At 54.3% G+C, this 13,111-nt stretch carries 11 protein-coding genes and 1 pseudogene; 10 read left to right on the top strand and 2 right to left on the bottom strand.

The window, feature by feature from the left end; all coding sequences use genetic code 11:
- Positions 1-557: 557 nt before the first annotated feature.
- From G7064_RS22285 to G7064_RS06965, 9 genes and pseudogenes are all read left to right on the top strand, one after another.
- Positions 558-2,977: pseudogene (locus G7064_RS22285) on the top strand (translocation/assembly module TamB domain-containing protein).
- A gap of 120 nt (positions 2,978-3,097) precedes the next feature.
- Positions 3,098-3,997 carry a cell division protein FtsX gene (locus tag G7064_RS06930; protein WP_133271999.1) on the top strand — a complete coding sequence of 300 codons (900 nt, stop codon included), beginning with the start codon at positions 3,098-3,100 and terminating at the stop codon, positions 3,995-3,997.
- 113 nt (positions 3,998-4,110) lie between these two features.
- Positions 4,111-4,380, top strand: coding sequence for a DUF3098 domain-containing protein (locus G7064_RS06935; RefSeq protein WP_240935791.1), 270 nt, complete (start codon positions 4,111-4,113; stop codon positions 4,378-4,380).
- 3 nt (positions 4,381-4,383) lie between these two features.
- Positions 4,384-5,172 carry an undecaprenyl-diphosphate phosphatase gene (locus tag G7064_RS06940; RefSeq protein WP_133271997.1) on the top strand — a complete coding sequence of 263 codons (789 nt, stop codon included), beginning with the start codon at positions 4,384-4,386 and terminating at the stop codon, positions 5,170-5,172.
- Entirely contained in the window at positions 5,169-5,984 is an 816-nt protein-coding gene (truB, locus tag G7064_RS06945) for a tRNA pseudouridine(55) synthase TruB (protein ID WP_166073018.1), read from the top strand. The genes G7064_RS06940 and truB overlap by 4 nt, the downstream gene beginning before the upstream one ends.
- A 27-nt stretch (positions 5,985-6,011) precedes the next feature.
- The gene (locus tag G7064_RS06950) at positions 6,012-6,965 is read left to right on the top strand and encodes a bifunctional riboflavin kinase/FAD synthetase (RefSeq protein ID WP_166073019.1); all 954 of its coding nucleotides are present in this window, start codon (positions 6,012-6,014) and stop codon (positions 6,963-6,965) included.
- 70 nt (positions 6,966-7,035) lie between these two features.
- Positions 7,036-7,737 carry a CoA transferase subunit A gene (locus G7064_RS06955; protein WP_166073020.1) on the top strand — a complete coding sequence of 234 codons (702 nt, stop codon included), beginning with the start codon at positions 7,036-7,038 and terminating at the stop codon, positions 7,735-7,737.
- An 84-nt stretch (positions 7,738-7,821) separates the two neighbouring features.
- Complete coding sequence (locus G7064_RS06960; protein ID WP_166073021.1) at positions 7,822-9,129, top strand: serine hydrolase domain-containing protein; 1,308 nt, start codon at positions 7,822-7,824, stop codon at positions 9,127-9,129.
- A gap of 22 nt (positions 9,130-9,151) precedes the next feature.
- Entirely contained in the window at positions 9,152-9,811 is a 660-nt protein-coding gene (locus G7064_RS06965; RefSeq protein ID WP_410505549.1) for a 3-oxoacid CoA-transferase subunit B, read from the top strand.
- Between the two features lie 78 nt (positions 9,812-9,889).
- Here G7064_RS06965 and G7064_RS06970 read toward each other — a convergent pair whose 3' ends face one another.
- The gene (locus tag G7064_RS06970) at positions 9,890-10,138 is read right to left on the bottom strand and encodes a hypothetical protein (RefSeq protein ID WP_166073023.1); all 249 of its coding nucleotides are present in this window, start codon (positions 10,136-10,138) and stop codon (positions 9,890-9,892) included.
- Between the two features lie 325 nt (positions 10,139-10,463).
- Between G7064_RS06970 and G7064_RS06975 the strand changes: the two genes are divergently transcribed.
- Entirely contained in the window at positions 10,464-12,173 is a 1,710-nt protein-coding gene (locus G7064_RS06975) for a carbon-nitrogen hydrolase family protein (protein WP_166073025.1), read from the top strand.
- A 179-nt stretch (positions 12,174-12,352) separates the two neighbouring features.
- Here G7064_RS06975 and G7064_RS06980 read toward each other — a convergent pair whose 3' ends face one another.
- The gene (locus tag G7064_RS06980; protein WP_166073026.1) at positions 12,353-12,958 is read right to left on the bottom strand and encodes an RDD family protein; all 606 of its coding nucleotides are present in this window, start codon (positions 12,956-12,958) and stop codon (positions 12,353-12,355) included.
- Between the last annotated feature and the right edge of the window lie 153 nt (positions 12,959-13,111).

Consider the following 13,111-nt stretch of genomic DNA (forward strand, 5'->3'; position numbering starts at 1 on the left):
CCGATCTGCGCGCCCTCGGCCTCACCGATCAGGCCGTGACCGTTGCCACCAAAGCGGATCTGCGTTTCCAAGGCTTGAAGCTCGATGACCTGATTGGCCGCATTATCCTGCGCGAAACCAAAGTGGGCTACGCCGGCCGCAACGTGGCCATTGATACGCTCGACATCGTAAGCCAACGCCAGAATGGGCAGCGCAACGTGGCCGTGCGCTCCGAAGTATTGAATCTTACGGCCAACGGCGACTTCAATTTCACGACCGTAGCCCGCGACGTACAAACGCTCATCAAGGAGTATCAGCTCAACTTCGAGAGCAACGACACTGAAACCGCTAACTACTACCGCCGGAAGCGTCAGGGGGCAATTCCTGAGTATGCTATCGACTTAGATCTTTATCTGAAGCGTGCGAATCCGGTTATTCAGCTATTTGTGCCAAAGCTGGAGATATCCGACTACTCACGAGTTGACGGTTCTTTTCGCAATGGTCCCACTTCTATTTTTACGCTCGCCGGGCAATTTGACAGCCTGCGCTACGATAGCATTCGGGCCATAAATACGTCGATGGAGCTGCTCACCTCCAAGCTGCCCTATCAACCCGAAATACTCGCGCAGGCTAACATCACTTCCGCAAAGCAAAAACTTCCGCTCTTGAAGGAGACGGAGAACTTCTACGTGGAAGGCGTCTGGGATCAGGACAAGATTAATTTTTCGACTTCGCTCGCCCAAACCGGCACCACTAACCGGGGGGCAATTAATGGCTCAGTGGCTTTTCTGCCACAAGCCGTGCAGGTGATATTTCGGCAGTCGGGCGTCAACCTGTTGGGCAAAGACTGGACGCTGGCGCCTGAAAACGTAGTCTTGATTTCTAATGGAGGCAAAGAGATTGACATTCGCAGCCTCACTCTTTCGAATGGCGCTCAACAAGTGAGTGCCCAAGGCTTCATTTCCACCGATCCGGCCAAAACATTACAGTTGGCCGTTCAGAATCTGGAATTGGCTACGCTTAGCTCTCTTACCAAGCAGAATGTTACGGGCGTAGCCAACGCGCAAGGAACCGTAAGTGGCGTTTTTGGAGCTTTAGTCGTGAACAGTTCGCTGGCCGTCGATTCGCTTCGGTTTGATGATATCCTGATCGGCAACGTCACCGGCAGCAGCGACTGGGATAATACCACCAGTAAGCTGGGCGTGAACCTGGATGTGATGAACAGCCAACAGCGGGTACTTACAGTGACAGGCACCGTCGCGCCGCGCGAGCCAATCCGCCAGCTCGACCTTACCGCGGTGCTGGATAGTGCACCGGTGAAAATAACGGAGCCCCTCTTAAGCACGCTCTTCGACAATATGCGTGGCACGGCCGTTGGTCGGCTGCGGCTGACTGGTCCGCTTGCCGCGCCCAATCTTGTGGGCGATGTGGATGTAAGTAATGGCCGCTTCAAGTTTATTTACCTGGGCACTACCTACCGGTTCACCGACCGCATCTCATTCCGCGAAGACCGTATTGTCTTCCGAGACGTGAATCTGCGGGATGTGTTTGGCAATACCGGCACGCTCGACGGGGAGATTCGACACCAAGGCTTTCAGAACATGGTGCTTAATCTGAGTGCCGATTTCCGAAAGCTCCAGTTACTCAATACTACCCGCAAAGAGAACGAGCTCTACTTCGGCCGCGCTTACGGCACAGGCGAGGCGCGCGTATTCGGCCCCGTCGATAACTTAACTGTGAACGTTACGGCACGCAGCGAGGCCGGCACCCGGGTTTCGCTCCCCCTCGATAATGCAGCCAAAGCCGAGCAGGCCAGCTATATCAAGTTCGTGAATCGTAATCTGCCCACCGATACTACCTCCACCGTGCCCATCGTAGCGGCAGCGGCTGGCCGCGTGGATCTTTCGGGCTTGCAACTCAACTTCAACCTGACAGTAACCGAGGATGCTTACGTGGAGATTATTCTCGACGAAAGCACTGGCGACGTAATTCGGGGCACGGCTGTGGGCCAGTTGCGCCTAAACGTGGATACCCGCGGCGAATTCAATATGTACGGTCAGATTGAAATCGTGCGGGGGCTTATAATTTCACATTGCAAGGTCTGATTAACAAGGAATTTGTGGTCCGGCCGGGCGGCACCATTTCCTGGAACGGCAACCCACTGGACGGCCAGATGAACGTAACGGCAGCCTACACCCAGCGCACGTCATTGGCCCCAGTGCTCGGCACGGCTACTCCCAGCGCGGGCGCGGTGGTTCCCGTTACGGCCGTTATGAACCTGACGGGCCCGTTGCTGCTACCGGCCATTCAGCTAGGGCTTGAGTTTAATGATGCTCCTTCCGCACTAGAGGGCGATTTGGCTTCGTTTACGAACTCTTTGCGCAATGATGAACAGGAGCTGAACCGCCAAGTATTCAGCTTACTGGTCTTCAAGCAGCTTTCGCCCCCCGGCTCTTTCGCGCAGCTTTCCTTGAGCGGCAGCAACAATACGGTAGGCAATAGTTTAGGCCAAGTTCTTTCGACGCAGCTAGGTCTGCTTACCTCTCAAATTGACCAGAACCTGGAGATTGACTTCAACCTCAACGGGCTTTCCCAAGAGCAGCTTCAGGCGTTGCAAGTGCGCCTGAGTTACAGCTTTATGAATGGCCGGCTGCGCGTGACCCGTGAAGGGGGCTTTACCAATTCTACCAACCTAGGTACCGTACCAGGCTCCGGCGACATCGATCAGACGGCCCAAACATCCCTGCTCGGCGACCTAAGCCTAGAATACTATCTCCAGGCTGACGGCCGTTTTCGGGCTCGCCTCCGCTACCAGACTACGCCCCGCGACTTAGAAACCATCAACCAGCCCCGCGCGGCCGTCAGCTTGCTGCATACGGAGCAATTTGATTCGTTGCAGGAGCTTTTTGCCCGTAAGCGCGTCCGTCGCCGCGACGAAGCCGCCCGGAAAGCCCGCGAAGCCCTCATCGTCGACGATGATCCTCGCACCATTATGTAAGCGGCATTTATGCTGTATCGAGAAAGGCTACGATTGCGTTGTGATGGTCCTGGGGGGCTTTTTTCGAATTCAAATTGGGTAATTGCGTTCATTGCTAATTGCTAATCCTACCTTTGCGGCATGGCTTCCCCTCCCCGTTCGTCCACTCGTAAGAAAAAGCTGGGTAATTACCCGCACACGATGGTCGTGTTTAGTATCACGCTGGCGTTGCTGGTAATTGGGCTTTTTGGGCTGCTGCTGGTTCATGCCCACAAGCTTTCCAACCTAGTAAAAGAGAACCTGGAAATGCAGGTGTACCTAGACCGCGACTTGCCCGAGGCACAGCTTCTGCGCTTGCAGCAAGCCTTTTCGAGCAAGCCCTTTATCGCCTTCCGCGACCGGCAGCCTCAAGTGCGCTTCCTGTCTAAGGAAGAAGGTGCCCGTCAGTTCATTGAACAAACCGGCGAAGATTTTCAGCAATTTCTGGGCGATAATCCGTTGCGCGATGCCTATATCCTGCGGATCAATTCCGAGTACACCGACTCGCTCAACCTGCGCAAAATAGAGCAGGAGCTACGCGCCGAAAGCGGCGTGCACGAGGTACAATACGTACAGAGCCTGATTACGAGCATCAACCAGAACGTGCGCAAGCTTAGCCTGGTCCTGCTTGGCTTTGCCGTAGTACTCACGCTCGTTGTAACCATCCTGATTAACAATACCATCAAGTTGGCGCTATTCTCCCAGCGTTTCCTTATTCGGAGCATGCAGCTAGTAGGCGCTACTTCCTTCTTTATTCAACGTCCGTTTTTGCGGCGCGCTACCTGGCAAGGCTTCGTTAGCGGCGCATTGGCGGCTCTGATTCTGCTGGCGCTGCAGCAATACGCGTACTTGCAGGTAGATGAGCTTCGCCTTTTGCTCGACGAACGTTTAATCGGCGCTTTGCTGGTGCTGATGGTCGTGTTGGGCTGTGTTATTGGCTTTTTTAGCTCCTACCGCGCCGTGCGTAAGTATCTGGGCATGTCGCTCGACGATTTATATTAACATCAATTCACTTTTATCAAGCTGGCCTGAACCACCGCTTGAAACCCCATTTGGATTCCATGGAACAACGCCCCACTTCCCATTTCGCATTTGGGCCCCGTAATTATCGGCTCATGTTTATAGGCTTGGCCGTATTGGTAGCGGGCTTTATCACCATGACCCTCGATACTGCGGACTACGGCCTTGGGTTTCTGGGCATCACACTCGGTCCCATTTTATTGGTTGTCGGGTTTGTAATTGAGTTTTTCGCCATTATGGCCAAGCCTGGGGGGCAAATTTCGACTCCTACCGAGACAATTTCAGTGGAGGCGGCCTCAACGGCCAGCGTCGCGCCACCAGTAGCGGCTCCTACCCCGGCGGCGCGCCCTACTTATAAGCGTTAATAGATGAATTATTGGCATGCGCTGATCCTCGCTATTGTGGAGGGTCTGACGGAGTTTTTACCGGTATCAAGCACCGGCCACATGATTATTGTGGCCAATCTGCTCGGTATCGGGCAGGCTCCTTTTACGGAAGTGTACATTACCTCCATTCAATTTGGGGCTATTCTGTCGGTGGTTGCGCTGTACTGGCGCCGCTTTTTGCAGAGCTTCGATTTTTATCTCAAGCTGGCCGTTGCCTTCATTCCGTTTGGCATTCTGGGCTTCGTGCTGAAAGACGTAATCACCGAATTATTGAAAAGCGTGACGGTAGTAGCCATTTCCCTGGTTCTGGGGGGCATTATTCTACTGTTTGTTGATCAGTGGTTCAGTGGAGAGCGTAAGCAAGTGACGACACCCAACCTCAAGCAGGCGTTCAAGATTGGGTTGTTTCAGTGCATCGCCCTTATTCCGGGCGTGTCGCGCTCGGCGGCCACCATTGTGGGTGGTCTTAGCCAAGGCTTCGACCGCCGTTCCGCTGCCGACTTTTCGTTTCTGCTGGCGGTGCCTACCATGTTTGTTATTACTGCGTATCAACTCTATAAAGCTTACAAAATCACCCCGCTACAGCCCGGCGATTTGCAAGTACTGGCCTTTGGCAACGTGGTGGCGTTTGTGGTAGCGCTATTGGCGGTCAATTCGTTTGTAAACTTCGTTTCGCGCTTTGGTTTCCGGTCTTTCGGCATCTATCGCATCGGCATTGGCGTTATTATTCTGATAATGATAGGGTTGGGTATTGATCTGCAATTGATATGAAGCAGAAGGAGTTTGACTTCGAAGCCGGCGAGGTTCTGTTGCTGGATAAGCCGCTTACTTGGACGTCGTTTGACGTGGTGCGCAAGGTGAAAAACATGCTGCGCATCAAGAAAATCGGGCATGCGGGCACGCTCGATCCGTTGGCGACGGGCTTGCTTATTTTGTGCACCGGCAAGAAAACCAAGGACATCGATACCATTCAGGCGCAGGAGAAAGAATATACTGGCACCTTTCGCCTCGGCCAGACCACACCCAGCTTCGATCTCGAAACGCCCGTCGATGCGGAGCTTCCCTACGCTCACCTCACTGAAGCTGATCTGCAAGCTGCTACTGCGCCTTTCATCGGTCTTATTGAGCAGACGCCACCGCTATTCTCGGCCGTAAAAATCAACGGTGAGCGGGCCTACGAAGTAGCTCGCCGCGGCGATACCGCCGAAATCAAGAGCAAACAGATTACCATTACCGCGTTTGAGCTCACGAGCATAGACTTGCCCAACGTGCAGTTTCGGGTGGTGTGCTCCAAAGGCACTTACATCCGCAGCCTCGCCCGCGATTTTGGGGCAGCACTTGGTTGTGGCGCGCATCTTACTCAGCTCGCTCGCACTCGCATTGGAGAGTACGCCTTATCGGACGCTCTCACCATAGCAGATCTTGAGGCACTGCGCCCCCCGCGGCCCGAAGCTGACCCAGCCAAGCCAACACGCCCGGCCGGCGAACGACGCCGGCCAGTGCGCCAGGGTTTAGCGTATTACGACGCTTCTACCGCTGCGGCAGCTTCCGCCACCGACACCGAAAAAGCCCCCCAGGAATAATTCTACCGCCATTTAGCCATCCAGCAGATGCAAGTTTTTCGTGACCCGGCGCACTTCCCGTTTCTAGGTCAAGCCGTCGTAACGAGCGGTACCTTCGATGGCGTACACGTAGGGCACCAGAAAATTTTGCACCGGCTGCTGGAAGTGGCCCGGCAAAGTGGCGGCCCCGCCGTGGTCATTACCTACTGGCCTCACCCGCGCCTAGTGCTGGACCCGCCGCCCACGCACCCGGAGCCGCTCGACTTGCAATTGCTTTCCACTCTGGATGAGCGAATTGAGCGCCTCGAACAGTTTGGCGTTGATTACCTGCTCATTGTGCCCTTTACCCGCGAGTTCGCACAATTGACCTCCGAGGAATATATTCAGCAACTCTTGCTGCGCACCGTAGGCGCCAAAAAGCTGGTGATTGGTTATGACCACCGGTTTGGCAAAAACCGCGAAGGAGGCTTTGAATACCTCAGCAAAAACGCCGCCCGCTACGGGCTGGAAGTAGAAGAGATTCCGCGCGAAGACGTGGACGCGGTTGGGGTGAGTAGTACCCGTATCCGCCGCGCCCTGCTTAGCGGCGACATTGCCACCGCCAACCGCCACCTCGGTTACTCTTACTCCCTGACTGGCACTGTTGTACGCGGTAAGCAGCTCGGCCGCACCATCGGTTTTCCTACCGCCAATCTGGAGCTGGCCGAGGACTCCAAGCTCGTACCCGCTCAGGGCGTGTACGCCGTATTGGCTACCACTGCCGCCGGCAGCGTAGAGCAGGGCATGCTCAATATCGGGGTACGCCCTACCGTGGGGGGCAATTTGGCGCAGACCATTGAAGTACATCTGCTGGATTTCTCGGGCGACTTATACGACCAGCCGCTGACTATACAACTGATAGCTCGCCTGCGCGATGAGCAGAAATTTGCGGGTTTGGATGAGCTGAAGGCGCAATTGGCCAAGGACGCCGATGCGGCCCGTCAGCACTTGGTGGGGGGCTAATTTATAGCCTGCTTCCGCGAAACCTATTATCCTTTTAACTTCCCGCTCCCAACTACCCCACCCACCTGATATGATAAACAAAGTTGTAGCCAACGCCCAGGCGGCCCTGCACGGCATCACCGACGGCATGACGCTCATGCTCGGCGGCTTCGGCCTATGCGGCATTCCCGAGAATGCTATTCAGGAGCTGCTGCGCCTCGGAGTAAAAGAGCTGACCTGTATCAGTAACAATGCCGGCGTCGACGATTTTGGTATTGGGCTTCTACTGCAAACCAAGCAGGTGCGCAAGATGATATCGAGCTATGTGGGGGAGAACGCGGAGTTTGAGCGGCAATTATTATCCGGTGAGTTAGAAGTAGAGCTCATTCCGCAGGGCACGCTGGCTGAGCGCATTCGGGCAGGTGGGGCAGGCATTCCGGCTTTTTACACGCCCGCAGGCTATGGCACCGAGGTAGGCGAAGGAAAGGAAAGCCGGGAATTCAAAAGCAAGATGTATCTGCTTGAGACCGGCCTCACCGCCGACTATGCGTTTGTGAAAGCTTGGCGCGGCGATACGGCCGGCAACCTTATCTATAAAGGCACGGCCCGCAATTTCAATCCGATGATGGCCACGGCCGGCAAAATTACCGTGGCCGAAGTAGAGGAACTGGTGCCCGCCGGCGAGCTAGACCCGAACCAGATTCATACGCCCGGCATCTTCGTGCAGCGCATATTTGAGGGCAAAAATTACGAGAAGCGTATTGAGCAACGGACTGTACGGACCGTCAGCTAAGGTCTGGGCTTGCTCTATGCCGACACCCGAGTCCAATACGAAGCCGCCTCACCTCCGCAAACTGCAGAAGCCTCTACGCTAGCTATGAAAAACACGGTTCTTCTTTTCCTTACGCTGGCTTTTGGCAGCCACACCTACGCCCAAACGGCCACGTTGCCGAAACAGAAGTCTACCAAGCCGCGAACTCTTACTACCAGCTTAGCCCCCCTACCGGGCATCGACCGCTTGCTGGAGGAATACACGGCCGATAACCGCGTGCCCGGTGCTATTGCCCTGATTGCCCGCGATGGGAAAATCATCTACCGTAAAGCTTTTGGCTTTGATGATACGGGGGCCAAAACGCCCCTCAAGCCCGACGCCATTTTCCGGATTGCTTCCCAAACCAAGGCCATCACCAGCGTCGGGCTGATGCTACTCTACGATGAAGGCAAATTCCAGCTCGACGACCCTATTTCTAAATACCTACCAGCGTTCCGAAACCCTAAGGTGCTGGCTAGTTTTAACGAAAAAGACTCCAGCTACACCACTGTACCAGCCAAATCAGAGGTTACCATCCGTCAGCTCCTGACGCACACTTCGGGCATCAGTTACCCCGTTATCGGCTCGAAGGAAGCGAAGGCTATTTACGCGAAAGCCCGCATTCCGAGCGGTATTGGTACGCCAAATGGCACGTTGGCTACCTCTATGAACGCGCTGGGTGCCCTTCCGCTGATGCACCAGCCAGGCGAGCGATTCACGTATGGTTTGAGCGTGGATGTATTAGGCTACCTCATTGAGGTGCTCAGTAAGCAAACCCTTGATCAGTACCTGCGCACGCGGCTATTTGAGCCGCTGGGTATGCGCGATACTTATTTTTACCTACCCGCCGACAAGCAGAGCCGCCTGGCGGCGCTTTACACCGAGGATGCCGCGAAAGCCACGGTAAAACAAACCGGCCTGTACGGCATGAATCCCGACTACCCCAAAGAAGCCGGCAAGTATTTCTCGGGCGGAGCAGGCCTATCCTCAACCATTGATGATTACGCCGCTTTCCTACAAATGCTCCTCAACGAGGGTGAATATAACGGCCGACGCTACCTGAAACCAGCCACCGTGCGCCTCATGACCAGTAATCAAATAGGGGCCATTGAGCAGGGCCAGAATAAGTTTGGGCTGGGCTTCAGCATTACGACTCCCAAAACCACGGAAGTATCCGGCCTGTCTGAGGGTTCTTACGAATGGGGGGGCATTTTTGGGACTACGTACTGGGTTGACCCCAAGCTAAAGATTGTAGCCTTACTCTATACCCAAAAATACCCCAACACTACTGCCCGCGACTTGGCCGGCAAATACAAGCTGCAAGTGCGGCAGGCAGTTGCTGGACCGCCAGCCGCTTCCGGTTCCGCTAACTAATCCGCCCTCTCCTCCCACATCCATCATGTTAGACAAACACGGTATCGCCAAACGTATCGCCCAGGAAGTGCGCGATGGTTCCTACGTCAACTTAGGCATTGGTATTCCAACGCTGGTCGCCAATTATATTCCGGCCGGAATCAACGTCGAACTACAATCTGAAAACGGCCTGTTAGGGATGGGGCCCTTCCCCACAGAGGCCGAAGTTGACCCTGACCTTATCAACGCGGGCAAGCAAACCGTAACCACGCTACCCGGCTCCAGTCTTTTCAGTTCAGCCGATAGTTTCGGTATGATTCGGGGCGAGCACGTCGATTTGACTATCCTGGGAGCAATGGAAGTATCCGAGCGCGGCGACATTGCCAACTGGAAGATTCCGGGCAAAATGGTGAAAGGAATGGGCGGCGCTATGGATCTGGTGGCCTCGGCCAAAAACATCATCGTAGCCATGCAGCACTTAGCCCGCGACGGCAGCAGCAAGCTCCTCACCGATTGTACGCTGCCTATTACCGGCCTGCGCTGCGTGAAAAAGATTGTGACAGAACTAGCCGTCATTGACATCACACCCGATGGCTTTGTGCTGCGTGAGCGGGCACCTGGCGTAACTGTAGAGCAGATTAAGGCCGCAACAGCCGGCAAGCTAGTAGTTCCTGAAGGCGACGTACCTGAAATGCAGTTGTAGCTACGTTTTCTCTGAATGTGTTGCAAGAAGCGGGTTATATGGCCCGCTTCTCCCGTGTACACCGAACGGCAACTGATGCTAATTGCCTGTTGTTGTGGTTTTGGTAGCTGGCGCTGAATACTCCGTCGACGGTACATTCTTGGGGATGGGGCGCACGGGGCCAGCTGAGTCAACTCGCTCAGCAACAGCTGACGTATCAGTAGCAGCTGAAGGATCCGAAGGAGTCATATCAGCCGTAGTGGTAGGGGCATCTGAAGCAGCCGGATCGGAGGTACACGCCCCAACAGAGGCAACAGCAAAGAGCAGAAAAAGGCGCGCAGCATTCATGGGGCTAAAGGCTAAGGGTGAATTTGTACTACCAGAAACGAATCTTATACCCTAGTAGTTATCTGCCACGGCCAAGTGCTTATCTTGTGTAGGGCCTATTAGGCGAGTATGCGCTTTTCCATCTGGGGTAGTCAGCCTTAGAAGCAGTTTTCTTGCAGGCGGAGCCGAGGCAAGGCGGCGACCATTCAGGTGCTGAATGCAGCCTTGTACAAACCTTAAGCCCCGATGCGGAGTACCCTACCCGTAAAGTCGTCTGTTAGCAGCTCACTGCTGCTTGGATAATGGCCTTTTCTTTCGATTTCGTTTACAATATCACATACTACCTATGGCAACCAGTTCAAATGGCAAAACCGGCACCGGTGGCAGCCACGCCAAAAAAATAACAGACAAACCAGCACTGCCAATTCCGGAGTTGCTTACGCCCACGGCTATCCCAGCGCACAAGCTGGTACTCCGCACCTTACGCCGCTCCGACTTTAAAGCGGTGAAAGGCATCATGGATAAGGTGTACTCCAACATGGAGGGCTCCTGGTCGTCGGATGAGTATGCGGCGCTGATTCGCAAATTTCCGGAGGGGCAGATTGGTATTGAAGACAATGGCACCTTAGTAGCAGCGGCGTTGGCTATTATTGTGCAATACAGCGACTTCGGCGACCGGCATACCTACGCCAAGATAACGGGCAACGGTAAGTTCGATACCCACAATCCTGATGGCGATACGCTTTATGGTGTCGATGTATTCGTTGATCCTGAGTATCGCTCCCTACGCCTGGGGCGTCGTCTCTACGATGCTCGCAAAGAGCTGTGCGAAAACCTGAATCTTCGCGCCATGGTGGCTGGGGGGCGAATTCCGGGCTACGCAGCCTACGCCGACCAAATGACCCCGGCTAAATACGTGGAGATGGTGCGCAACAAGGAAATCACCGACCCAATCCTGACTTTCCAGCTCTCCAATGAGTTTCACGTGCGCAAAATCATTCGTGGCTACTTGCCCTACGATTCTGAGTCGAAAGCCTTTGCAACGTTGTTGGAGTGGCTGAATGTGTACTACGAGGAAGAGGAAAAGCTTATTGGCAACCAGAAAAGTAACGTGCGCATTGGCATTGTACAGTGGCAAATGCGCGCTACTCGTAGCCTAGAAGACCTGTTGCAGCAAATTGAGTTCTTCGTAGATACCGTTAGCGGCTATAAGTCGGACTGCGTGATGTTTCCGGAGTTTTTCAACGCTCCGCTGATGGCGCTTACCAACGAAGATTCACCCTCAGTGGCCATTCGGGCTATGGCAGCATTTACGGAGCCCATCAAAGCTAAGATGATGGAGCTAGCAGTAAGCTACAACATCAATATCGTGGCTGGATCTATGCCCGTGTACGAAGATGGCAAGCTGTACAACGTGGCTTTCCTCTGCCGCCGCGATGGCACCATGGACGAGCAGTATAAGCTCCACGTAACACCCGACGAAGCTAGCTATTGGGGTATGCGCGGCGGCGACAAGCTAAAGTGCTTCGATACTGACTTTGGCAAAATTGGCATTCTTGTTTGCTACGACGTAGAATTTCCCGAACTGGCTCGCATGCTCTCCGATGAGGGCATGAAAATCCTATTTGTGCCTTTCTGGACCGATACCAAGAATGCTTATCAGCGGGTGCGGCTCTGTTCGCAGGCGCGGGCCATTGAAAATGAGTGTTATGTAGCCATTACAGGCTCCGTGGGCAACTTGCCCCGCGTTGAGAACATGGATATTCAGTATTCGCAATCGGCCGTATTCAGCCCCTCCGACTTTGCCTTCCCTCACGATGCCATTGTGGCCGAGGCAACGCCAAACACCGAGATGACCCTCATTGCTGACCTCGACCTCGACTTGCTCAAAGACCTGAACAGTAGCGGCGCCGTGCGTAACCTCCGCGACCGTCGCAAGGATTTGTATTCAGTAAGCTGGGTGGTGAAGAAAGCGGAGCGCGATGACGAATTGCTCAGCCAAGGCGAGGAGCGTATGCCTCGAACGGGGAAGCGCAAGGCTATTGCAGCTGGCTAGCTTTTGCTGGCATGTCTATTCAAAAAAGCCCCCCAGAAACGTTTCTGGGGGCTTTTTTGAATAGACATGCAACAGGTGTATATGGCGGCTCACAGTGATGACACTTAACCTGAATCCTTCCTTCTTTCGTTAGGCGCTTAATAACGGCAGGTAGTCTGCTAAGAAGCCCCCCAGCCAGTTTATACCTGATTTAGCAGGTGGGCATAGTCGCGGAGCACAGTGCGTAGGAAAGGCTCGTCCTGCAAATCGGTTCTGATACCCGTCAGGCTCTTTACTTTATTAGCCACTTCGTTAAGCAGCAGATAGTTCTGACGCTGCATACCTTGCTGAAAGAGTTGTCGAATAAGCGTAACATCCTCGGCAGTGAGGCTAGCGGCCTGCGGAAATACTACCTGATAGTTGGCATCGGGCAGCATAATGGTCTCGTCGAGCCGTGTGCTGGCTTTAACGCGCACAACAGTAGTGCCCGCTGCCAGGTCGCCCAGGCGTTGGCCGCGACCATTGATCAGAATGGTGATAACTGCCACCGCGCCCGACATCAAGCTGATATCAATCAGACGCAGAAGCCAGCGTAAGAAGTAGTCGCCTAGGCCAGGTTGGGTGCCATCGAGGCGAATAACTTTCAGGTCGCGGGCGCGCTTACCGATGCTTTGTCCATTTAAGAATATCTCGCTGAGCAGGTGATAAAACACCCACGGAATCCCAATCAGAAAAGCAATCAAAAACACTGTTATGCTATTACCAGCTTTTGAAATTGATGCTGTCCTTAGCAAGACCGCTCCCACCCCAAAGCAGACTACCCCCAAACGAACAGGACCAGGTAATCGATGAAGGCCGCCAAGATGCGGTCGCCAATGCCCCCGATTTCATACTCGACGGTGACGTTCTGGGGGGTTTGGACCTGAATGGTGCGCATGCTAAAAAAAGTACAAAACAAA

It is taken from the genome of Hymenobacter sp. HDW8 (assembly GCF_011305775.1).
Classification (GTDB): domain Bacteria; phylum Bacteroidota; class Bacteroidia; order Cytophagales; family Hymenobacteraceae; genus Hymenobacter; species Hymenobacter radiodurans.

Bases quoted from the DNA above. Each gene is read 5' to 3' on its own strand.
- truB (WP_166073018.1), top strand. From the start codon at position 5,169: ATGAAGCAGAAGGAGTTTGACTTCGAAGCCGGCGAGGTTCTGTTGCTG.
- G7064_RS06960 (WP_166073021.1), top strand. From the start codon at position 7,822: ATGAAAAACACGGTTCTTCTTTTCCTTACGCTGGCTTTTGGCAGCCAC.
- G7064_RS06975 (WP_166073025.1), top strand. From the start codon at position 10,464: ATGGCAACCAGTTCAAATGGCAAAACCGGCACCGGTGGCAGCCACGCC.
- G7064_RS06935 (WP_240935791.1), top strand. From the start codon at position 4,111: ATGTTTATAGGCTTGGCCGTATTGGTAGCGGGCTTTATCACCATGACC.
- G7064_RS06955 (WP_166073020.1), top strand. From the start codon at position 7,036: ATGATAAACAAAGTTGTAGCCAACGCCCAGGCGGCCCTGCACGGCATC.
- G7064_RS06940 (WP_133271997.1), top strand. From the start codon at position 4,384: ATGAATTATTGGCATGCGCTGATCCTCGCTATTGTGGAGGGTCTGACG.
- G7064_RS06930 (WP_133271999.1), top strand. From the start codon at position 3,098: ATGGCTTCCCCTCCCCGTTCGTCCACTCGTAAGAAAAAGCTGGGTAAT.
- G7064_RS06970 (WP_166073023.1), bottom strand. From the start codon at position 10,138: ATGAATGCTGCGCGCCTTTTTCTGCTCTTTGCTGTTGCCTCTGTTGGG.
- G7064_RS06950 (WP_166073019.1), top strand. From the start codon at position 6,012: ATGCAAGTTTTTCGTGACCCGGCGCACTTCCCGTTTCTAGGTCAAGCC.